This window comes from Streptomyces nymphaeiformis, assembly GCF_014203895.1.
In the GTDB taxonomy this organism is placed as follows: domain Bacteria; phylum Actinomycetota; class Actinomycetes; order Streptomycetales; family Streptomycetaceae; genus Streptomyces; species Streptomyces nymphaeiformis.
Genome location: NZ_JACHJY010000001.1, coordinates 1,247,808 through 1,268,714, shown reverse-complemented (window position 1 = coordinate 1,268,714; position 20,907 = coordinate 1,247,808). Strand labels below are relative to the sequence as shown.

At 75.1% G+C, this 20,907-nt stretch carries 16 protein-coding genes; 12 read left to right on the top strand and 4 right to left on the bottom strand.

Features of this window, described 5'->3' with window-relative positions; translation table 11 throughout:
- Positions 1-9 precede the first annotated feature (9 nt).
- Entirely contained in the window at positions 10-1,377 is a 1,368-nt protein-coding gene (locus GGE06_RS05645; protein ID WP_184930130.1) for an MFS transporter, read from the top strand.
- A 33-nt stretch (positions 1,378-1,410) separates the two neighbouring features.
- Here the strand turns inward: GGE06_RS05645 and GGE06_RS05640 are convergent, their stop codons facing one another.
- A complete protein-coding gene (locus tag GGE06_RS05640; RefSeq protein WP_184930129.1) occupies positions 1,411-2,325 on the bottom strand; it encodes an AraC family transcriptional regulator in 915 nt (304 codons plus the stop codon).
- Between the two features lie 90 nt (positions 2,326-2,415).
- Between GGE06_RS05640 and GGE06_RS05635 the strand changes: the two genes are divergently transcribed.
- Positions 2,416-3,423, top strand: a complete 1,008-nt coding sequence (locus tag GGE06_RS05635) for a zinc-dependent alcohol dehydrogenase family protein (protein ID WP_116161653.1) — start codon at positions 2,416-2,418, stop codon at positions 3,421-3,423.
- A gap of 6 nt (positions 3,424-3,429) precedes the next feature.
- Here GGE06_RS05635 and GGE06_RS05630 read toward each other — a convergent pair whose 3' ends face one another.
- Entirely contained in the window at positions 3,430-4,923 is a 1,494-nt protein-coding gene (locus GGE06_RS05630; protein WP_184930128.1) for an aldehyde dehydrogenase (NADP(+)), read from the bottom strand.
- A 147-nt stretch (positions 4,924-5,070) separates the two neighbouring features.
- Between GGE06_RS05630 and GGE06_RS05625 the strand changes: the two genes are divergently transcribed.
- Complete coding sequence (locus tag GGE06_RS05625) at positions 5,071-5,841, top strand: IclR family transcriptional regulator (protein ID WP_116161652.1); 771 nt, start codon at positions 5,071-5,073, stop codon at positions 5,839-5,841.
- A gap of 40 nt (positions 5,842-5,881) precedes the next feature.
- Here the strand turns inward: GGE06_RS05625 and GGE06_RS05620 are convergent, their stop codons facing one another.
- The gene (locus tag GGE06_RS05620) at positions 5,882-6,379 is read right to left on the bottom strand and encodes a cupin domain-containing protein (protein ID WP_116165609.1); all 498 of its coding nucleotides are present in this window, start codon (positions 6,377-6,379) and stop codon (positions 5,882-5,884) included.
- Between the two features lie 174 nt (positions 6,380-6,553).
- Here GGE06_RS05620 and GGE06_RS05615 point away from each other — a divergent pair, with 174 nt between their 5' ends.
- From GGE06_RS05615 to GGE06_RS05605, 3 genes are read left to right on the top strand one after another with little or no spacing between them, the layout of a single operon-like run.
- The gene (locus GGE06_RS05615) at positions 6,554-7,567 is read left to right on the top strand and encodes a hypothetical protein (protein ID WP_184930127.1); all 1,014 of its coding nucleotides are present in this window, start codon (positions 6,554-6,556) and stop codon (positions 7,565-7,567) included.
- The gene (locus GGE06_RS05610) at positions 7,564-8,799 is read left to right on the top strand and encodes a sensor histidine kinase (protein WP_116161650.1); all 1,236 of its coding nucleotides are present in this window, start codon (positions 7,564-7,566) and stop codon (positions 8,797-8,799) included. The genes GGE06_RS05615 and GGE06_RS05610 overlap by 4 nt, the downstream gene beginning before the upstream one ends.
- A gap of 41 nt (positions 8,800-8,840) precedes the next feature.
- Positions 8,841-9,458, top strand: a complete 618-nt coding sequence (locus tag GGE06_RS05605; RefSeq protein WP_221517857.1) for a response regulator — start codon at positions 8,841-8,843, stop codon at positions 9,456-9,458.
- A 16-nt stretch (positions 9,459-9,474) separates the two neighbouring features.
- On the opposite strand, the gene GGE06_RS05600 is transcribed toward GGE06_RS05605, so the two are convergent.
- A complete protein-coding gene (locus tag GGE06_RS05600; protein ID WP_184930126.1) occupies positions 9,475-10,503 on the bottom strand; it encodes a hypothetical protein in 1,029 nt (342 codons plus the stop codon).
- Positions 10,504-10,686: 183 nt separating this feature from the next.
- On the opposite strand from GGE06_RS05600, the gene GGE06_RS05595 reads away from it, so the two are divergent.
- The 6 genes from GGE06_RS05595 to GGE06_RS05570 all read left to right on the top strand — a co-directional run bounded on the left by GGE06_RS05595 (position 10,687) and on the right by GGE06_RS05570 (position 20,877).
- A complete protein-coding gene (locus GGE06_RS05595) occupies positions 10,687-12,135 on the top strand; it encodes a peptidoglycan D,D-transpeptidase FtsI family protein (protein ID WP_116161649.1) in 1,449 nt (482 codons plus the stop codon).
- Positions 12,136-12,283: 148 nt separating this feature from the next.
- Positions 12,284-12,679, top strand: coding sequence for a hypothetical protein (locus tag GGE06_RS05590; RefSeq protein ID WP_184930184.1), 396 nt, complete (start codon positions 12,284-12,286; stop codon positions 12,677-12,679).
- Positions 12,676-14,652: a HEAT repeat domain-containing protein gene (locus GGE06_RS05585; RefSeq protein ID WP_116161648.1), complete on the top strand. Its 1,977-nt coding sequence runs from the start codon at positions 12,676-12,678 to the stop codon at positions 14,650-14,652. The genes GGE06_RS05590 and GGE06_RS05585 overlap by 4 nt, the downstream gene beginning before the upstream one ends.
- Positions 14,653-14,700: 48 nt before the next feature.
- On the top strand, positions 14,701-15,888 hold the full coding sequence (locus GGE06_RS05580; RefSeq protein WP_184930125.1) for an MFS transporter: 1,188 nt from the start codon (positions 14,701-14,703) through the stop codon (positions 15,886-15,888).
- 163 nt (positions 15,889-16,051) lie between these two features.
- Entirely contained in the window at positions 16,052-18,118 is a 2,067-nt protein-coding gene (locus tag GGE06_RS05575; protein WP_116161646.1) for a SpoIIE family protein phosphatase, read from the top strand.
- Positions 18,115-20,877, top strand: coding sequence for a SpoIIE family protein phosphatase (locus tag GGE06_RS05570; protein WP_184930124.1), 2,763 nt, complete (start codon positions 18,115-18,117; stop codon positions 20,875-20,877). Before GGE06_RS05575 ends, GGE06_RS05570 begins: the two co-directional genes overlap by 4 nt.
- Positions 20,878-20,907: the final 30 nt, after the last annotated feature.

Genomic DNA, 20,907 nt, shown 5'->3' with positions numbered 1-20,907 from the left:
GCTGGACGCATGTCCTCAACAGTCCTCAGCACAGGCCCCGTTGTCCGTCGCGACGCCCCTTCCGCCTCTCCCGGCCCCGCCCTCGCGGCCGCCATGCTCGGCTTCGCCCTCATCACCCTCGACACCTCCGTCGTCAACGTCGCCCTGCCCGCGATCGGCTCCGACCTGCGGGCCGGGATGTCCGGTCTGCAGTGGGTGGTCGACTCGTACACGCTGGCCTTCGCCGCGCTGCTGCTCTCCAGCGGGGCCCTTGCCGACCGGGTCGGGGCGAGCCGGGCGTACGGGGCGGGGGTCGTCGTCTTCACGCTCGCCTCGGCGGCCTGCGGTCTGGCCCCGGGCCTCCCGGGGCTGCTGGCGGCCCGGGCGCTGCAGGGCGCGGCGGCGGCCGTGATGCTGCCGGCCTCCCTGGCGCTCGTACGGGAGGCGTACGGCGATCCCGGGCGGCGGGCCCGGGCGGTGTCGCTGTGGGCGGCGGGCGGCACGGTCGCGGTGGCGCTCGGCCCGGTCGCGGGCGGGGCGCTGACCACGGCCTGGAGCTGGCGCGGCATCTTCTTCATCAACCTGCCGCTCGGGCTCCTCGCGCTCGTCCTGCTGACGCGCGTGGCCCGCTCGGCGCGACGGCCGGCCCCGCTGGACCTGCCGGGGCAGCTCACGGCGATGACGGCGCTCGGGGCGCTGACCTTCGCGGCGATCGAGGGCGGTGCGGAGGCCTGGTGGGCGCTGGGGGTCGCGGTGGCCGCCTTCGCGGCGTTCCTGCTGATCGAGGCGCGGCGGCGGCATCCGATGGTGCCGCTGGGGCTGTTCCGGAACACGACGGTCGCGGTGGCCGTGACGGCGGGCGCGGCGAACAGCGTGGCCTTCTACGGCATGGTCTTCGTGTTCAGCCTGTTCTTCCAGCAGGTGCTCGGGCTCTCGGCGCTCGGCGCGGGGCTGATGTTCCTGCCGATGACGGGACTGCTCGCCGGGGTCAACATCCTGTCGGCGAAGGTGGCGGCGCGGTACGGGGCACGGCTGCCGATCGTCCTGGGCCAGGTGGTCGGGGTGGCCGGGCTCCTCGGTCTGCTCACCGTGGACGCGGACTCCTCGCGGGTGGCGCAGGCCCTGCTCCTCGTGCCGCTGGCGCTCGGGGCCGGCTTCTCCCTGCCGCCGCTGATCGCGGCGATGATGGAGGCCGTCCCGGCGGAGCGGGCGGGCACGGCGGCGGGTCTCCTGAACGCGATCCGGCAGACGGCGGGCGCGCTCGCGATCGCGGTCTTCGGCTCCCTCGCGGCCCGTGGCTTCGACACCGCGCTCCCGACGACCCTGCTGATCAGCGCGGGCCTGCTGACCCTGACGGCCCTGGCCTCGCTGCGGCTTCCGCGCCGCGGGACGCGCTAGGCGCTCTTGCGGTACGGCCGGCAGGACACCCCGCTAGGCGCTCTTGCGGTACCGGCCCGGTGCCATCCCGTACTCGCGCTTGAAGGCCTTGGCGAAGGCGAACTCCGAGGAGTAGCCGGAGCGTTCGGCGACCACGCGGAGGGGGAGGTCGTCGGAGCGGAGCAGGCGGCCCGCCGTGGTCATGCGCCACCAGGTGAGGTAGGCGAGGGGCGGGCGTCCGACGAGGGTGGTGAAGCGGCGGGCGAAGGCGGCGCGGGAGAGCCCGCCGAGCGCGCCGAGCTCCTCGACCGTCCACGCCCTGGCGGGGTCGTCGTGGAGGGCGCGCAGGGCGCCCGCGACCGCCGGGTCGCTCAGCGCGGCCGACCAGCCGGTGGAGCGGTCGGCTCGTTCGGTGAGCCACCAGGTGCGCAGCAGGTAGAGCAGCAGGGTGTCGAGGAGGGCGGGGACGATGGCGTCGGATCCCGGCTGGGGTTCGGCGAGTTCGGCGCCGAGCAGGTCGACGGCGGCGCGCAGCCGGGGGTGGGAGCCGACGCGTGCGGGGAGGTGGACGTACGGCGGCAGCTCGGTGAGCAGGGGGTGGGCGCGGGCCCGGCTGAGCTGGTAGGCGCCGCAGAGCAGCAGGGTCTCCTCGGCGCCGACGGATCCCCGGTCGGGCCGGGTGGGCCAGGAACCGTCGGGGGCGGGCAGGGCGTCGACGAGCGGGGTGTCGGGACGGTCGGCGAGGCCGTGGCCGGTGCCGTGGGCGAGGAGGACGACGTCTCCGGGGCCGAGCCGGACGGGCGCGGCGTCGTCCGGGGGCAGCAGCCAGGCGGTGCCCTGGAGGACGACGTGGAATCCGGCGCCCTTGCTCGGCGGGAAGCGGAAGCCCCAGGGGGCGAAGCGGACGGTGCGGGAGGAGTGGGGGCGCCCGGTGCGCATGGCGGCGGTGGCATCGCTCAGTACGTCCATGGTCCGAACGGTAGCGTGCGAGACGATCGGACATGGTGGGAAGTCAGGAGGACATGGATCGTCTTTCCCGTCCTCCCTAACGTCGTCGTCATGACGACAACAGGCATGACGACGAAGGCCGTTCTCTTCCACGAGCTCGGCGGTCCCGAGGTGCTCACCGTGGAGGAGGTGCCGCTGCCGGACCCCGGTCCCGGGGAGGTCCTCGTCCGGGTCGAGGCGATCGGGCTGAACCGCGCCGAGGCGCTGTTCCGTTCCGGCACGTACTACTACCCGGCGACGCTGCCGGGTTCGCGGCTCGGCTACGAGGCGGCGGGCGTGGTCGAGGCGGTCGGCACGGGCGTCACGGCGTACGCCCCGGGCGACCCGGTGATGGCGGCGGCGAACTTCGACTTCGGGACGTACGGCGTGTACGCGGAGCGGGTGGTGCTGCCCGAGGAGTACGTGGTGGCCCGGCCCGAGGGGGTGGACGCGGTGACGGCGGCGGCGGTCTGGCTGAGCTACTTCACCGCGTACGGCGGGATGGTGCTGACCGGCGGTCTGCGCCCCGGCGACCACGTGGTGGTCACCGGCGCGTCGAGCGGGGTGGGGACGGCCGCGGTGCAGACGGCGCTGCGGATCGGCGCGGTGCCGATCGCCACCACCCGCGGCGAGGGGAAGCGGAAGCGGCTCCTGGAGCTCGGGGCCGCGCATGTGATCGCCACGGACACCGAGGACCTGGTCGGGGAGGTGCGGCGGATCACCGGCGGTGCGGGCGCCGACCTGGCCTTCGACGCGATCGGCGGGCCCGGCTTCGCCCGGCTCGGCGACGCGCTGCGGCCCGGCGGCACCGCCGTCCTCTACGGCTGGCTCGACCCCCGTCCGACCGAGCTGTCGCGGAACTGGCCGCTGACCACGCACGCGTACGCGAACGGGGTGCTCGCCCGGACGGAGGAGGGGCGGCGGCGCGCGGCCGGGTTCATCGGCTCGGGGCTGCGGGACGGCTCCCTGGCGCCGGTGATCGCCGAGACCTTCGACGGTCTGGAGCGGATCGCCGACGCCCACCGGCTGATGGAGTCGAACGCGCACCTCGGGAAGATCGTGGTGCGCGTCTCCTCCTGAGGGGTGTCAGCGCCTCGGCACTCCCAGCGGGTTGCCGTCGCGGAGTTCCGGCGGGAGGAGGTGGTCGGGCGTCGACTGGTACGTGACCGGGCGCAGCCAGCGCTCGATCGCGGTCGCGCCGACCGAGGTGGAGGTGGAGGTGGTGGCCGGGTAGGGGCCGCCGTGGTGCTGGGCGGGGGCGACGGCGACGCCGGTGGGCCAGCCGTTGACGAGGACGCGGCCGGCCAGCGGGGTGAGTTCGGCGAGCAGCGGGGCGGCCGTCTCGTCGTCCTCGGCGATGTGCAGGCCGGCCGTGAGGTTGCCCGGCAGCAGGCCGAGGACGGCGGTCACCTCCTCGCGGGTGGAGTAGCGGGCGACGACGGTGACCGGTCCGAAGCACTCCTCCAGGAGGAGGCGGTGGCCGTCGCCGGAGAGCGCGGCGGCGTCGACGGCGAGGACTCCGGCGCTCACGGTGTGGGCGCCGCCCGCGCCGGGGGTGACCGGGGTGTGCACCCCGGCGAGCGCGGCGCGCTCGGCGACGCCTGCGACGAAGGCGTCCCGCATCCGGTGGTCGAGCATGACGGCCGGTTCGGTCTCGCTGACGGCGGCGGTGAGGGCGTCGAGGAAGCGGTCGCCGTCCGCTCCCCGGGGGGCGAGGACGAGGCCGGGCTTGGTGCAGAACTGGCCGGCGCCCAGGGTCATGGACCCGGCGAGCCCGGCGCCGATCTCCTCGGCGCGCTCCGCGGCGGCGGCCTCGGTGACCACGACCGGGTTGAGGGAGCCGAGTTCGCCGTGGAAGGGGATCGGGACGGGACGGGCGACGGCCGCGTCGAAGAGGGCCCGGCCGCCGCGGATCGAGCCGGTGAATCCGGCCGCGGCGACGAGCGGGTGACGGACGAGCTCCAGGCCCGCGTCGAAGCCGTGGACGAGGACGACGACGTCCTCGGGGAGTCCGGCCTTGGCGGCGGCCCGGCGCAGCAGGGAGGCGCAGAGCTCGGAGGTGGCGGGGTGGTCGGGGTGGGCCTTGACGACCACGGGGCAGCCGGCCGCGAGGGCGCTCGCGGTGTCCCCGCCGGGGACGGAGAAGGCGAGCGGGAAGTTGCTCGCGGCGTAGACGGCGACGACGCCGAGCGGAATCTTCCAGCGGCGCAGGTCGGGCCGGGGCGGGATCGCCCCGGGGTCGGGCCGGTCGATCCGGACGTCGAGGAAGGAGCCGTCCTCGACGACGTCCGCGAAGGCGCGCAACTGGGCGGTGGTGCGGGCGAGTTCACCGGTGAGGCGGACGGGCCCCAGGGCGGTCTCGGCGTCGGCCGCCTCGACGACGTGCTCGCCGGAGGCGTCGAGGAGGTCGGCGGCGGTACGGAGGAAGGCGGCCCGCGGCACGCGGTCGGCGAGGGCCTCACGGGTGGCCTGCGCGGCCCGGACGGCCTGGTCGACCTCCTCGGCCGTGGCCTCCACCGCGACCTGCTCGCGCGGCTTCCCCGTCCGGGGGTCCACGCTCCACACTGGTTCTGCCGCCACCGCCACGCCCCTGTTCGCTATTCTGAACGCAGTTCCTGTAGATGAACGCGTCTGGTGGGGACTCTATTGACGGCCCGGCCGTCTCCACAAGGGCCCCGTCCGGCCGGCGGCCGGTGGGCGGCCGGACAACGGAAAAGGGGTGGGGGCGTGGCGACTGCCGACGCGGGTGGGGCACAGGTGAAGTCCGCGGTGCGGACCGTGGAGCTGCTCGAGTACTTCGCGGGACGCCCCGGGATGCACTCGCTCGCCACCGTCCAGGAGGCCGTCGGCTACCCCAAGTCCAGCCTCTACATGCTGCTGCGCACCCTGGTCGACCTCGGCTGGGTGGAGACGGACGCGACGGGCACGCGGTACGGGATCGGGGTGCGGGCGCTGCTCGTCGGCACCTCGTACATCGACGGCGACGAGGTGGTGGCCGTCTCCCGGCCCACCCTCGACCGGCTCTCCGACGACACCACCGAGACCATCCACCTGGCGCGGCTCGACGGCACCAACGTCGTCTACCTGGCGACCCGCCAGTCCCAGCACTATCTGCGGCCGTTCACCCGGGTCGGGCGCCGGCTGCCCGCGCACTCGACCGCGCTGGGCAAGGCGCTGCTCGCCACCCACGGCGACGAGCAGGTGCGCAAGCTGCTCCCGGAGGTGCTCCCGGCGCTGACCGAGCACACGATCACCGACCGCGAGAAGCTCATCGAGGAGCTGCACGCCGTCCGCGAGCAGGGCTACGCGGTGGACCGCGAGGAGAACACCCTGGGGCTGCGCTGCTTCGGCGTCGCGATCCCCTACCGGACCCCGGCGCGGGACGCGATCAGCTGCTCGGTGCCGGTGGCGCGGCTCACTCCGGCCCACGAGCAGATGATCAAGGACGCGCTGTTCGACGCGCGGGACCGGCTGACCCTGGCGACCCGCCGCCTCTGACCACCCGTTCGCGCAGGGTCGGCCTCACGCGCGGTCGGCCTCACGCGCGGTCGGCGAGGGCCTTCTGCCAGACCGGGCTCTCGACGTAGTGGTTGTCGTACTGCTCGGAGGAGGCCTTGATCTCCTCGAAGCTCGCCTCGCCCCGCATGACGCGGCCGAGGAGGCGCAGGTAGTCGAAGCGGGCCATGCCGGGCGTGAAGACGAAGAGGACGTCGGCCTCGGCGCCGGGCGCCGCGGCGAAGGCGTGCGGGGTGTGCGGGGGGACGAGGAGGAAGTCGCCCTCCTCCAGGACGGTCAGCTCCTCGCCGACCAGGACCTGGAGCGAGCCACCGAGCACGAAGAACATCTCCGAGGCCTTGGTGTGGAAGTGCGCCGGGGCGCCGACCGCGCCCTTCGCGAACGAGGAGCGGTAGCTGGTGAGCCGGCCTCCGGTGGTGTCGGAGTCCGCGAGGAGGGTCATCACGCTGCTCGGGTCGGCGGTGGTCTCGGCGGAGGCGGCGCGGGTGAGGAGCGGGGCGAAGGTCTCGATCTCGTTCATGATCACTACTGTAGAGAGCGATTGCCCCACAGCACAGGGCCAATCGATCACCGAGAACATGGGTCAATTCCGGTTCGGGCGACGGCGGGGAGGAGGGCCCCTCCCCCGTGCGGCGGAGGCGGTTCACCGCTCGGCAGGAGGTGGCCGCCCGGGGCCGCGCGGGAGCGTGGAGCCATGACACAGACCGTGCACCCGCCCGCCCCGGCACCCGCCGCCGGCCACCGCCCGAGCGCCGCCCGCCGGGCGCTGCGCGCCCTCGCGATCCTCGCCTGCCTCCCGTACGTCTCGCTCAAGGTCGCCTGGGTGGCGGGCAGTGAGATCGGCATCCCGGCCGGGAGCGTGCTCCTGGAGCACCGGCGGATGATGGTGATCGCCAACTCGGCCACCGTCGTCGCCGACGTCCTCGTCGTCGTCCTCGCCCTGCTCCTCACCCAGGCCTGGGGCCGGCGGTTCCCCGCCTGGCTCCTCGCCCTCCCCATGTGGGCGGCGACGGGGCTGCTCGCCCCGATCATGACCGGCTACCCGGCGCAGCTCGCGGTCCGCCTCCTCGCCGGCGACGACAAGGCCGCGGCCCCCGGCGAACCCTTCCTGGACGACTGGGTCTTCGGCGTGGTCTACGGCGGGTTCATCCTCCAGGGCCTCGCCCTCGGCTCGCTCTTCGTCCTGTACGCCCGGGACCGCTGGGGCCACCTGTGGCAGGGCCGCCTCGGCGAGCTGCCCGCCGGCACGTCCGGGCCGGGCTCGCGGGTCCTCGCCGTGGCCGGCTCGGTCGTCGCGCTGCTGCCCGCCGCGCTCCACCTGCTGTGGGCGGCCGGCGCGACCACGGGCCTGTCCGCCCGGCGCATCGCCGAACGCGACGCCGACTTCCACGTCCTGGAGGCCGAGCGGTTCGGCTTCGTCCTCGTCGCCGTCGCCCTCACCCTCCTCCTGGTCCTGCGCCGGCCGGCCCGGCTCCGGGTCCGCACCACGCTCGCCCTGGCCTGGACGGCCCCGGCGGCCGTCGGGGCCTGGGGCGCCTACATGTCGCTCGTCGCGCTGATGCCGGAGTCGGATCCGACGAAGCGCGTCTCCGGGCTCGTACAGCTGTCCTACGCTGGCGACATGATCACCGGGTTCCTGCTCGCCGCGTGCGTGGCAGCTTTTCTGAGGAACAGCACGGCCCTGCGGCGCCGGAGCGCCGGGGCGTGAGACCGGCGACCGCCCTCTTCGGGCAGCGGGCCAGGCTGCGGTGGCTCCATCTGATCCTGGGCGGCGCGCTGTTCATGCCCTTCTGGCTGGTCGGCACCGTCGTCCTGGGGCCGTTCCTCGACGGCGGCGGCCCGTTCGGCGGCAGCCTCGGGGCGCAGTTCGGGGCGTACGCGGCGGGGCTGCCGCTCGCCGCGCTCATCGCGCTCTTCCCGCTGGCCCGGCCGATGTCGGTGGCGGCGGCGCGGGCGCTGTGCGGGGTGCCGGCCGACCGGTTCGCGGACGGCCCGGCGCGCGGCCCGCGGGCCAGGGCCAGGACGGCCGGATGGTTCACCCTGCACCTGGGCGCCGGGGCGCTGGTCAGCGGGGCGACGCTCGCGCTGCCGCCGTTCGCGGTGTCGGTGATGGCGCTGCCGTTCTCGCCGGGGCTCCGGGAGTCCGAACTCGGGCGGATCTGGGGGCTCGACCGGCCCGCGTGGGTCTGGGCGGGGCTCCCGGCCGGGCTGCTCATGCTGCTCGCCCTCGCCGCCGTCGCCGCCGCGACCGGGGCGCTGCTCGCCCGGCAGGCGCCGCTGCTGCTCGGCCCGAGTCCGGCGGACCGGCTCGCGGCGGCCGAACGGCGCGCCGCCGAGGCCGAGTCCCGCAACCGGCTCGCCCGCGAACTGCACGACTCCGTCGGCCACGCCCTCAGCGCGGTCACCCTCCAGGCGGGCGCCGCCCGCCGGGTCCTGGACGGCGACCGGGCCGACCTGGAGTTCGTACGGGAGGCGCTGACCGCGATCGAGGACACCACCCGGCGCACGGTCGGCGAACTGGACTGGGTCCTCGGCCTGTTGAGGAACGACGGCACACCCGAGCAGGGTCCGGGACCGGGGCTCGACGCCCTGGAGGCCCTCGTGCGGGGCGCGGGGCCGCGGGTCGCGCTGACGGTGGACGGCGCCCTGGGCTCCGTACCGGAGACGCTGTCGCGGGAGGCGTACCGGATCGTCCAGGAAGGGCTGACGAACGCGGCCCGGCACGCGGGCGGCGCGCCCGTCACCGTACGGCTCGACGCCCGTACCGAGGAATTGGAGATCACCATGGAGAACCCCCTGCCCGACCGGCCCCCGGTCACCCGGCCCGACGGCGGGCGCGGCCTGCGCGGGATCGCCGAGCGGACCCGGCTCCTCGGCGGCACGGCCTCCGCCGGTCCGGCCGGTGCGGTGTGGCGCCTCGCGGTCAGGATCCCGCGGTGAGCGCGGCGGCGATCAGGATCGTCCTCGCCGACGACGAGCGGATGGTCAGGACGGCCCTGCGGGTCATCCTGGACGCGGAGCCCGACCTGAAGGTCGTCGGCGAGGCGTCCACGGGCGCCGAGGCGGTGTCGGTGGTGCGGACGGAGCGGCCGGACGTCGTCCTCATGGACGTGCGGATGCCGGAGATCGACGGGATCCGGGCGACGGAGCAGATCCTCGCGGGCTTGGCGGAGCCGCCGCGGATCGTGGTGGTGACCACCTTCGAGAACGACTCCTACGTGTACGACGCCCTACGGGTCGGCGCGGCCGGCTTCCTGCTGAAGCGGGCGGCGGCGGAGGAACTGGTGAGCGCGGTCCGCCTGGTGGCGCGCGGCGACTCGCTCCTGTACCCGGCGGCGGTGCGGGGCCTGGCCGCCGAACACGCCCGCCACCGGCCCCCGGCCGCACCGCCCTGGGCCTCGCGGCTCACCGAACGGGAGGCGGAGGTGCTCCGCCTGATCGCGACGGGCCTCACGAACGCGGAGATCGCCACGCGGATCGGCGTCGGCCCGGCGACGGTGAAGACCCACGTGGCGGCGGTCCTGTCGAAACTGGGCGCGCGGGACCGGACGCAGGCGGTGATCCTGGCGTACGAGTCGGGGTTCGTGAGAACGGGCTGAGCGGCGGCCCGCCGCCTCACGACCGCGTGGCGACCCCGCAGCCGCCCCGCCCCTCCCCGACCGGACCCGTGCGGTCGTACGGGTCGACCGTCTCGCCGTCGCCCCCGGCGCCACCCCCGCCGAACTCCGGCCGGAAATAGCCCGTCACGTTGTCACATCCGCCGTTCGTCATGTCCGTCTTGTAGGACACGAGGCTGAAGGTCCCCGCCTCGGTGATCACCTTCGACGGGTCGTCCCAGCTCACGACGGTCTCCCGGCGCACGATCACCCGGACGACCTCGTCGCCGCCGCCGGCCGGTGCGACCGGGTACACGTACGTGACGTCGGCGGTCACCTCCAGGGCCCCGCGACGGCCCTCCCGGTAGGAGATCCGGCCGCGGGTCTTCACCACGTCCCCGACGGGCCTCGCCTGCGCCGGGTCGAAGCGGCTGAAGAGGAGCAGCGGGTCGTTGTCCTTGCCGGGGGTGCGCAGCGAGGTCGTCACGAAGGTGTGGACGTCCTGCTGGTGCGGGTTCATCAGGGCGATCGCCCTGTCCGGGTGTCCGCCGCGGAGCACCGCCGGGTCCAGGCCGGACGCGGCGAGGAAGTCGCGGGTCCGCGCGAGGGCGCGCTCCACCTCCGCCTTCGTCATCCAGCCGGTCGCCTCGGCGGCGGGCATGTGGATGCCGGCCGTGCCGTTCGCCCAGCGCGCCGCCGGGGAGCCCCGGAAGGGTTCGGCGAGGGTGGCGCGCCCGCCGGGCTCGGCGGGAGGCGCCTGCTCCGGTCGTGCCGACTCCTGCGCGAGGGGCTTCGGGTCGGGGTCACCGTCGCCGGACCAGCCGACGACGCCGCCCGGGTCCAGGGCCACGACGAGCAGCACGAGGGCGGCCAGGAACCCCGCCACGTACCAGCCCCGCCGGGAGCTCCGCCGGGGCCGTCCGGGCGTGTGCGCGCGCCACGGCGTCGGCTCCGCGACCGCGCGTTCCCGCGCGGACGGCTCCTTCGGCGCGGCGCCCGCGCCCTCGCCGGAGGTCCGCAGGAACTCCTGCCACACCTCGTCCGGCACGGACCGACCCGAACCGTCCCGCTCCCCGCCCACACCCGCCACGCCGGCTCCCCGCCTCGTACGTCTCAGGCCCCTCCCCCGGGGCTCCGGGCATGATCGCACGCGGCACCGACATGAAGGTTCGCTGAGAAACGGGACACATCCGGAACGGCGGGCACCGGTCCGTTCGTCCCCACCAGTGCGATGAACAAGACGATCAGGCACACGTCGGTCTTCGTCCTGATCCTGGTGCTCGCCCTGCTCGGGCGGGCCACCTGGGTGCAGGCGTACGAAGGCAAGGCGCTCGCGGACGACTCGAAGAACCGGCGGAAGACCATCGCGCAGTACGCGCAGCCGCTCGGGAACATCGTCGTGGCCGGCTCCCCGGTCACCGGCTCGAAGAGGACGGAGGGATCGGACCTCGCGTACAAGCGGACGTACACGGACGGCGACCTGTACGCGGCGGTCACCGGCTACAGCTCGCAGGCGTACGGCGCCACCCAGCTGGAGGGCATCTACTCCAAGGTCCTCGACGGCACCGACGACCGGCTGAAGAACCCCGTGGACGCGGTCACCCGCAAGCAGCAGGAGCCGGGGACGGTCGTCACGACGATCGACCCGGACGTGCAGAAGGCCGCCTACCGGGCGCTCGGCGACACGAAGGGCGCGGCGGTCGCCGTCGACCCGGCGACCGGCCGGATCCTCGCCATGGTCTCCACCCCGTCGTACGACCCGTCGAAGATCTCCGGGACGAACGACGGCGACGTCTGGAAGCGGCTGACGGCCGACGAGGACAAGCCGCTGGTGAACCGCGCGCTCCGGCAGCCGCTCCCGCCCGGCTCCACCTTCAAGCTGGTCGTCGCGGCCGCCGCCCTGGAGGACGGCCTGTACGGCTCCGTCGACACGGCGACGCAGAGCCCCGACCCGTACACCCTGCCGGGCACCCGGACCGTGCTGAGGAACGAGAACGCCTCCGCGCCCTGCGAGAACGCCACGATCCGCACCGCGCTCCAGTACTCCTGCAACAACGTCTTCGCCAAGATGGCCGCCGACCTGGGGCAGGACAAGGTGAAGGCGATGGCGGAGAAGTTCGGCTTCAACGACGCCGAGCTCGACGTCCCGGTCCGCGCCTACGCGAGCGTGTACCCCTCCGGCATGGACGAGGCGCAGACCGCGCTCACCGGCATCGGCCAGTTCGACGTGACGGCCACCCCGCTCCAGATGGCGATGGTGTCGGCCGCGATCGCCAACGACGGCCTGCTCGCCGCCCCGCACATGGTCTCGGAGGTCGTCGACTCCGACGGCGACGCGCTGACCTCGTACGAGGACGGGGACACCGAGCGGATCGTGTCCTCCAGGACGGCGGAGCAGCTGCGGAGCGCGATGGTGACCGTGGTGGAGAAGGGCACGGGCACCAACGCGGCCGTGGACGGCGCCGAGGTCGGCGGCAAGACCGGCACCGCGCAGCACGGCGAGAACAACAGCAAGACGCCGTACGCCTGGTTCACCTCCTACGCGAAGGACTCCTCGACCGGGAAGCAGGTCGCCGTCGCGGTCATGATCGAGGACTCGGGCGCCGCCCGCTCCGAGGTCAGCGGCAACGGCCTGGCGGCGCCGGTGGCGCAGAAGATGATGGAGGCGGCGCTGAAGTGACGGGGGACGGGGGCCGATTGGCCGCCGGGCCCCGTCGCACGATATGCAGGGTCACGCTCCTCACCGAGCACACATTCGATTCACCGACCCTGCTGTCACCTCGCGGAGGACCGCCGTGCGCCTGCCCCGTTCCCTGTCCGGCTGGACCATGGCGGTCTTCGGCGCGCTCGCCGCCGCCCTGGGGGTGGTGGGCCTGGTCGCCCCGGACGCCCTGCTCTCGGTCATGGGCTTCGAGCCGGTGCCCGGGGGCGGGCGCGCGGACGGCGACCACACCCTGGTCTTCCTGACGTCCTCCTCGATGGCCGCGCTCAACATGGGCGTCTACTACGTCCTCGCCGCCCTCGCCGACTGGAAGGCCTTCTTCCGGTGGACGGTCCCCTTCCGGCTCCTCACCTTCACGGTCTTCACCCTGGCGGTCGTCACCGGCCGGGCCCCGGCCGGCTTCCTCGGCGTGGGCCTGTGGGAGGGGTTCGGCGCGGTGGTGACGGGGGTCGCGCTCCGGTACGAGAAGCGGGCGGCGGCGGGGGCGGAGGCGCGGGCATGAGCGGGTCTCGGCCGGGCGGGTACGACCCGCTCGCCGGGCTCGACTCCGTCGACTGGGCGTCCCACCGGCACGCGTACGGACCCGCGGTGGACGTCCCGGAGCTGCTCCGCGCCCTCTACCGGCCGGACGAGGCCGCCGACGCGGCGGACACCCTACTGGTGAACGTGCACCACCAGGGCGGCTGCGTCGAGTCGGCCTCCGTGGCCGCGCTCCCCTTCCTCGTCCGCGCCGCCGCCGATCCGTCCCTCGACGCGCCGGTGCGGATCGAACTGATCGACCTGCTCATCTGCGTCGCGGCCGAGGGCAACCGGGTCGAGCCCCGCTGGATCGCCCCCGGCTGGGCCGAGGCCTGGGACAGCGCGGTCCCCGGCCTGCTGCCGCTGCTCCACGACCCCGAACCGGGGGTACGGACGGCGACCGCCGAAGCCCTCGGCCAGGCGCGCGGGCGGGCCGACGCCGTGCTCACCGCCCTGTGGGCGCGGCACGGGCGGGAGACCGTGCCGGAGGTCCTGGACGCGCTCGTGGACGCGGCGGGCGGGCTGGCCGGCCACGCGGACCGCGAGCGGAAGGCGACGCTCGCCCGCCTCCGCGGGCTGACGGCCCCGGACGCGGCCCCCGGGAAGCGGCTGCGCGCCGTGGCCGCCCTGCGGGCCGCCGGGGCCCGGGACGGGAACCACGCGCGCGTGGTGGGCGCCGTCCTCGAGGGCGGTGACCTCGGCGGATACCGGGTCGCCGAGGCGCTGAAGCTGTTCGGCGGGACCCCGGCCGAGCGGGCCGGCCACCTCGTCCGGCTCCTCGGGCACCCCTCCGCGCCGACCCGGCGCGAGGCCCTGGAGGCCGCCGCCGGGGAGCTGAGCCGCCGGCGCTCGGCCGTGCCGGCCCTGCTGCCGGCGGTGGCGGAACTGCTCGGCGACCCGGAACCGGAGAACCGGCTCTTCGCCGCCCGGGTCCTCGGCATGTGCGGAACCGCCGCCCGGCCGTGGGCGGACCGGCTCGCCGCGATGTCCACGGACGAGGGCGAGCCGTACCTGCCCGCCCAGGACCACGCCCTGTGGGCGCTCGCCCGGAGCGGGGACCCCCGCTGCGCCGGCCCGCTCGCACGCCGCCTCGGCGGGGAGCGGCTCGGCTTCGCGTACTTCTCGGTCCACTCCGCGGGCTGGTGGACGCACGAGCTGAGCCTGAGCGAGACCCTCGGGCCGCTCTCCGCGCACGCCGGGGTGCTGCTGCCGCCGCTGCGGACCCGGCTGCGGGCCGTGCGGTCGGTGGACGAGGCGCGGGCGCTGTGCCAGACGCTGACGGCCTGGGGTCCGGCGGCCGCGCCCGCCGTCCCCGAGCTGTGCGCCCTCCTGGAGGGCCCCGCGGCCGTGTGGGCGGCCGAGGCGCTCGCCGCGATCGGGCCCGAGGCCGCCGCGGCCGTGGACCGGGAACGGCTGCGGGCGCTGATCGACGCCCCGCCGCCGGACCAGCCGTTCGCACCGCGGGCGCTGGCCCTCGCGTACGCCCGGCTCACCGGCGACCGCGGGCCCGCGCTCGCCCTGTACCTGCCCCGGCTCGGCGAGCCGTACGGGAACGACAACCCGGCGATCCTGCTCGGCGAGCTGGGCCCGGCGGGCGCCCCGTACGCCGACCGGCTCCGCGAGCTGCTGCCGACGGACACGGTCGGCTGGCTGCCGCTGCGGGTCGGCGAGGCGCTGTGGCGGATCACCGGCCGCGCCGACGAGGTGGTGCCGGCGCTGGTGGCGGCGATCGAGCCGTACGCGCGCGGGGGCGTCACCCGGGCCGTCACCGAGACGGTCCGGCTGCTCGGCGCGATCGGCCCGGCGGCCGCGCCCGCCGTACCCGTGCTCCGCGCGTTCCTCGACGCGGACGAGCGGCCGGTGGAGCACGGCGGCTGGCGGTCCGTGCCGGAGGACGACGAGCTGTGCGCCCTGGCCCGCGCCGCCCTGCTCGCCCTCTCCGGGGCCGCTGATTAGGGCATCTGCCCGATCCGCGCGGCCCACCTCAGACGACAGCCTTCGGCCATGCGTTGGTCTTTGTATCTGACAGGTGTCGTCGTGTCCGGATTCGGCACGACGGCGATGTGGCTGGTCTCCGGGATCTGGGTCAAGTCCCTCACGGGCTCCGACAGTCTCGCGGCCCTGGCCTCCTTCGCCCTCTGGGCGCCCGTGCTCGCCGGGCCGCTGCTCGGCACGCTCGCCGACCGGGTGCGGCGCAGACCGCTGATGGTCGTCCTGAACCTGGCGATGGCGGTCCTGCTGCCGCTCCTGCTGTGGGTGGAGTCGGCGGACCGGGTGTGGCTGCTCTTCGCGGTCCTCGTGCTGTACGGGGCGCAGGGCGCCGTCCACGACGCGGCGGAACAGGCGCTGATGACGGTCGCCGTCGACGAGAAGCGGCTGGGCACGTTCAACGGGCTGCGGATGACGGCGAACGAGTCCATGAAACTGATCGCCCCGCTGGTAGCGGCGGGCCTCTTCGCCCGGTACGGGGGCGGGCCCGTCGCCCTCCTCGACGCGGCGAGCTTCGCGGTCGCGGCGGGCCTGTTCGCGCTGATGCCGGTCCGGGAGGAGCGGCCCGCGCGGCCGGAGTCCCGGAACTGGTGGCGCGAGACGGCCGAGGGCGTACGGCTCCTCCGGGGCTCGCGGGTGCTGGTGCCGCTGGTGGCGACGGGCGCGTTCACGATGCTGCTCGCGGGGGTGAACGGGGCGGCGATCTACGCCGTCGTGGACAAGGGGCTCGGGCACGCGCCCGCGTACGCGGGGGTGCTCTACGCGGTCCAGGGCGTGGGCTCGGTCCTCGCGGGCCTGGTCACGGGCCCCCTGCTCCGCCGTGTCCCGGAGCGGACGCTCGCCGCGGTCGGACTCGCGCTGTTCGCGGTGGCGGTGGGGGTACGGGGAGCGCTGCCGTACGAGGCGACGGCGCTGGCCGCGAGCGCGGTGATCGGCCTCGGGATGCCGTGGGTCCTGATCGCGGTCATGACGGCCGTCCAGAAGGAGGCCCCGGCGGAGGCGGTCGGCCGGGTCGCGGCAACGGCGAACACCCTGGTCATGGCCCCGAACGCACTGGCGATCGCGCTGGGCGCGGGTCTTGTCGCGGTGACGGACGTGCGGGTGCTGCTGCCGGTGGCGGCGGTGGCGGGGGCGATCTGGGCGCTGATGACCCTGACGCCCCTGAGCCGCCGCCGGGCGACCCCGGTCTCCCCGACGGGCTGAGCGCCGCCCACCTGCCGTGCGGGCCCCGCGCTCCCGGGGCGGCGCCCGCGCCCCGCCCGCGCGGGCACCGCCCCGCCGGGCGCCGCCCCGCAACGGCGGGGTGCGGCGCGGCCCGTGCGCGGGGAGCATGGAGACAGGCGTCGTGCGGTGGGAGGAGGGTGGTGTGACGGCCGGTTCCTTCCCGGGGACTACAGGGCGGGTCGGTGTGCCCCTCGACGGCAAGGGGCTCCTCGACGTGCTCGGAGTCGCCGCCGTCGTCGTGGACTCCCGCGGCAGGATCGTGCTGTGGAGCCCGCAGGCGGAGAGTCTCTTCGGGTTCCGCGCCGACGAGGCCCTCGGCCGCTACGTCGCCCGGCTGATCGTCGGCGAGGAGCACCGCGAGGAGGCGAAGCGCCTCTTCGGCGAGGTGCTGCGCGGCGGCGCGGCCTGGGCGGGCACCTTCCCCGTACGGCACAAGGACGGCTCGGTCCGGCGGGTGGAGTTCCGGAACATGCGGCTGACCGACGACCTGGGCGACATGTACGCGCTCGGGATCGCCGCCGACGGCGCCGCCGTGGAGCGGATCGAGACGGAGCTGGCGCTCTCCGACCGGCTGGTGTCGCAGTCGCCGATCGGCCTCGCCGTCCTCGACACGGATCTGCGCTACGTCCTGGTGAACCCGGCCCTGGAGCGGATCAACGGCCTCCCGGCCGCGGAGCACCTCGGCCGGCGGATCAGCGACATGCTTCCGCAGGTCGACGCCGAGGCGCTGGAGGCGGCGCTGCGCACGGTCCTCGCGACAGGGAAGCCGTTGCTCGACCACTCGGTGGCGGGCCGGACGCGGGCGGATCCGGAGCACGAGCACCACTGGTCCCTGTCGTTCTACCGCCTGGAAGGGTCCGACGGCCGTGTGCAGGGCGTCGCGGCCTCGGTCATCGACGTGACCGAGCGGCACCGGGCGGACGCGGACGCCGACCGGTCGCGGCGGCGGCTCGCGCTGATCGCGGACGCCTCGGCCCGGGTGGGCACCACCCTGGAGGTGGAGCGGACGGCGGACGAGCTGGCCTCGGTGGTGGTGCCGGAGCTCGCGGACATCGCGGCGGTCGACGTCCTGGACTCCGTCCTGGCGCTGCGCAGGCCGGGCGCGCCTGAGGAGGGGCCCGAGCTGTTCCGCGCGCTCGCGGTGAAGGCGGGGTCCCGTACGGAGGCGCTGCCGGCGGCGGACCCGCCGGGCGAGGTCGCGATGTACGGCGCGGACCGGCTGGTCACCCGGTGCGTGCACACGGGCCTGCCGGTCCTGGTGGAGCACGTGGGCCCGGGGGACCTGTCGCGGATCGCGCGGAACCCGGAGGCCGCGGAGCTCCTTGCGCGGGCCGGGGTCCACTCGTACCTGGCGGTGCCGCTGATCGCGCGCGGCGAGGTGCTGGGCGCGCTCGACCTGAAGCGGGACCGCAACGCGCTGCCCTTCGACGGGGACGACGTGCTGCTCGCGTCGGAGCTGGCGGCCCGCGCGGCCGTCAGCATCGACAACGCCCGCTGGTACCAGAGCGTGCGGAACTCGGCGGTGACGCTCCAGCGGAGTCTGCTGCCGGCGGCTCCCCCGGAGCGGACGGGCCTGGAGGTCGCCGCCCGCTACCAGCCGGCGTACGCGTCGAGCGAGGTCGGCGGCGACTGGTACGACGTGATCGCGCTGTCCGACGACAAGACGGCGCTCGTCGTCGGGGACGTGATGGGCAGCGGGATCGACGCGGCGGCGACGATGGGCCGGCTGCGGACCGCGACCTGCGCGTTCGCGGACCTGGATCTGTCCCCGGCCCAGGTCCTGCGGCATCTGGACCGGATCACGGCGGGCCTCGAGCACTACATCGCGACCTGTCTGTTCGCCGTGCACGACCCGGTGCGGCAACGGTGCCGGATCGCGAACGCGGGCCATCTGCCGCCGGTCCGGGTCCCGGCGGACGGGCCCGCGGAGCTGGTGCGGATCTCCACGGGCGTGCCGCTGGGCGTCGGCGGCGGCGTCTTCCGGACGACCCGGGTGCCGTTCCTGCCCGGAGACCGTCTGGTGCTCTACACGGACGGTCTGATCGAGACCCGTCACGAGGCGATCGACGAGCGGCTCGACCTGCTCGTCCACCTCCTCGACGAGGCGCGCGGGCCGCTGGAGGAGACCTGTGACGAGCTCCTGCGGGCGCTGCGCCGGCCGGGCGCGCCGGACGACGTGGCGCTCCTGATCGCCAGGAGCACGGGATGACGGCCCGGAAGCACGCACGGGCCCAGGGGAAGGGCCGGGGCACGGGGCTGCGGAGCGTCGCCGGGCAGGTGTTCGCCCTGGAGGCGCTGATCGCGCTCCTGGTGATCGCGGTGGCGGCGTTCGTGGTCTTCCACCAGGAGCGGCGGGACACCGAGCGGGACGCCCGGATCCGCTCGCTCGCGGTCGCGGAGGCCTTCGCGCACGCGCCCGGCATCGACGCGGCGCTGACCTCGCCGAATCCGACGGCGGAGCTGCAGAGCCGGGCGGAGGCGACCCGGAAGGCGACGGGCGTGGACTTCATCGCGGTCCTGAGCCCGTCCGGGGTGCGGTACACCGACTCCCAGCCGGAGCTGATCGGCCAGAAGGCGACCGGGGACCTCTCGCGGGCGGTGGTGCAGGGCGAGGCGTACACCGAGCTGTTCCGGGGCGCGCCGAACGACGCGGTGCGGGCCGTCGTCCCGGTGGTGGACGACAAGGGCCGGATCGTGGGCCTGGTCAGCAGCGGCATCGAGGTGGAGAGCATCGCGCACTCGGTGCAGGACCGGCTGCCGCTGCTCATCGGCGCGGCGGGCGGCGCCCTGGCGGCGGCCGTGGGCGGGGCGGCGCTGGTGAGCCGGCGGCTGCGGCGGCAGACGCACGGGCTCGGGCCGGCGGAGATGACCCGGATGAAGGAGCACCACGAGGCGGTCCTTCACGCGGTGCGCGAAGGGGTCCTGATCGTGGGCGCCGACCACCGTCTGCTGCTCGCGAACGACGAGGCCCGCCGGCTGCTCGGCCTCTCGGCGGAGGCGGAGGCGCGGCACGTCTCGGAGCTGGGGCTCGATCCGCGGACGGTCGAGCTCCTGGAGTCGGGGCGGTCCGCGACGGACGAGGTGCACCGGGCGGGCGACCGGCTGCTCGCGGTGAGCGTGCGGCCCACGCTGACGCACGGTTCGGAGTCCGGGTGCGTGATGACGATGCGGGACACCACCGAGCTGGCGGCCGTGACCGGCCGGGCGGCGGTGGCCCGCGGGCGGCTGCAGCTGCTGTACGAGGCGGGGGTGCGGATCGGGACGACGCTGGAGGTCGTACGGACGGCGGAGGAGCTGGCGGAGGTGGCGGTGCCGCGGTTCGCGGACTTCGCGACGGTGGAGCTGCTCGAACCGGTGCTGCGCGGGGAGGAGCCGCCGGAGGGCGCGGCCGCGGCCGCGGAGATGCGGCGGACGGCGCTGAGCGGGCTGCGGCCCGACCAGCCGCTGCAGCCGGTCGGGGACACGGTCCACTTCGACGTCCGCAACACCCCGATGGCGAAGGCCCTGCAGGCGGGGCACGCGGTGGTGGAGCCGGAGCTGTCCGTGGCGGAGGGCTGGCGGGCGCAGGATCCCGAGGGGGCTGCGCAGGCCCTGGCGTACGGGATGCACTCGCTGCTCACGGTGCCGCTGCTGGCCCGTGGGGTGATCCTCGGGATGGCCAACTTCTGGCGCGCGGACACCCCGGAGCCGTTCGGGGAGGAGGACCTGTCGTTCGCGGAGGAGCTGGCGGCGCGGGCGGCGGTCGCGATCGACAACGCGCGCCGGTTCACGCGGGAGCACGCGATGGCGGTGACGCTCCAGCGGAGCCTGCTGCCGCGGGTGCTGCCGGAGCAGAGCGCGGTCGAGGTGGCGTACCGCTATCTCCCGGCGAAGGCCGGGGTCGGCGGCGACTGGTTCGACGTCATCCCGCTGCCGGGCGCGCGGGTGGCGCTCGTCGTCGGGGACGTGGTGGGGCACGGGCTGCACGCGGCGGCGACCATGGGGCGGCTGCGGACGGCCGTGCACAACTTCTCGACCCTGGACGTGCCGCCGGACGAGCTGCTCGGCCATCTCGACGAGCTGACGGGCCGGATCGAGAACGGGGACACGGAGGGCGCGGCCGGTGAGGCGCGGCGGCGGGACGAGGGCATCACCGGCGCGACCTGTCTCTACGCGATCTACGACCCGGCGTCCGGGCTCTGCCAGGTGGCGAGCGCGGGGCATCCCGGTCCGGCGCTCGTGGATCCCGACGGGAGGGTCGAGTTCCCGGAGCTGTCGCCGGGCCTGCCGCTGGGGCTCGGCCTGGGCGACGTGCCCTTCGAGTCGACGGAGCTGCGGCTGCCGGAGGGCAGCAAGCTGGTCCTGTTCACGGACGGGCTCCTGGAGGACCACGGGCGGGACATCGACACGAGCCTCGGGCTGCTGAGGTCGACGCTGTCCCGGGCGGACCGGAGCCCGGAGCAGACCTGCGCGGACGTGCTCGCGACGCTGCTGTCCCCGACGCCGCGCGACGACATCGCGCTGCTCGTGGCGCAGACCCGGCTGCTCGACCGGGGCCGGATCGCCGAGTGGGAGGTGCCCCGGGACCCGTCGGCGGTGTCGCCGGTGCGGAACGCGGCGGCGGCGAAGCTGTCGGAGTGGGGGCTCGACGGGCTCGCGTTCACGGCGGAGCTGATCCTCAGCGAGCTGATCACGAACGCGGTGCGGTACGGGGCGGATCCGGTACGCGTACGGCTCCTCCACGACCGGACCCTGATCTGCGAGGTCTCGGACGGCAGCAGCACCTCCCCGCACCTGCGCCACGCGGCGACGACGGACGAGGGCGGCCGCGGCCTCTACCTGGTCGCCCAGTACGCGGAGCGCTGGGGCACCCGGTATGCCAGACGCGGCAAGACGATCTGGGCGGAACTGAGGGTGGGAGCAGACGGCTCGGAACCGGTGGCGATGGTGGTACCGGACCTGGACGCCTTGGAGGACCTGGCCTGGTGAGCATGGTGGGCCCGCACCACGGGTACACCC

Excerpts from the sequence above, each read along its gene's own strand:
- GGE06_RS05645 (WP_184930130.1), top strand. The coding sequence starts at position 10 with ATGTCCTCAACAGTCCTCAGCACAGGCCCCGTTGTCCGTCGCGACGCC.
- GGE06_RS05640 (WP_184930129.1), bottom strand. The coding sequence starts at position 2,325 with ATGGACGTACTGAGCGATGCCACCGCCGCCATGCGCACCGGGCGCCCC.
- GGE06_RS05635 (WP_116161653.1), top strand. The coding sequence starts at position 2,416 with ATGACGACAACAGGCATGACGACGAAGGCCGTTCTCTTCCACGAGCTC.
- GGE06_RS05620 (WP_116165609.1), bottom strand. The coding sequence starts at position 6,379 with ATGAACGAGATCGAGACCTTCGCCCCGCTCCTCACCCGCGCCGCCTCC.
- GGE06_RS05615 (WP_184930127.1), top strand. The coding sequence starts at position 6,554 with ATGACACAGACCGTGCACCCGCCCGCCCCGGCACCCGCCGCCGGCCAC.
- GGE06_RS05605 (WP_221517857.1), top strand. The coding sequence starts at position 8,841 with ATGGTCAGGACGGCCCTGCGGGTCATCCTGGACGCGGAGCCCGACCTG.
- GGE06_RS05595 (WP_116161649.1), top strand. The coding sequence starts at position 10,687 with ATGAACAAGACGATCAGGCACACGTCGGTCTTCGTCCTGATCCTGGTG.
- GGE06_RS05590 (WP_184930184.1), top strand. The coding sequence starts at position 12,284 with ATGGCGGTCTTCGGCGCGCTCGCCGCCGCCCTGGGGGTGGTGGGCCTG.
- GGE06_RS05585 (WP_116161648.1), top strand. The coding sequence starts at position 12,676 with ATGAGCGGGTCTCGGCCGGGCGGGTACGACCCGCTCGCCGGGCTCGAC.
- GGE06_RS05580 (WP_184930125.1), top strand. The coding sequence starts at position 14,701 with ATGCGTTGGTCTTTGTATCTGACAGGTGTCGTCGTGTCCGGATTCGGC.
- GGE06_RS05570 (WP_184930124.1), top strand. The coding sequence starts at position 18,115 with ATGACGGCCCGGAAGCACGCACGGGCCCAGGGGAAGGGCCGGGGCACG.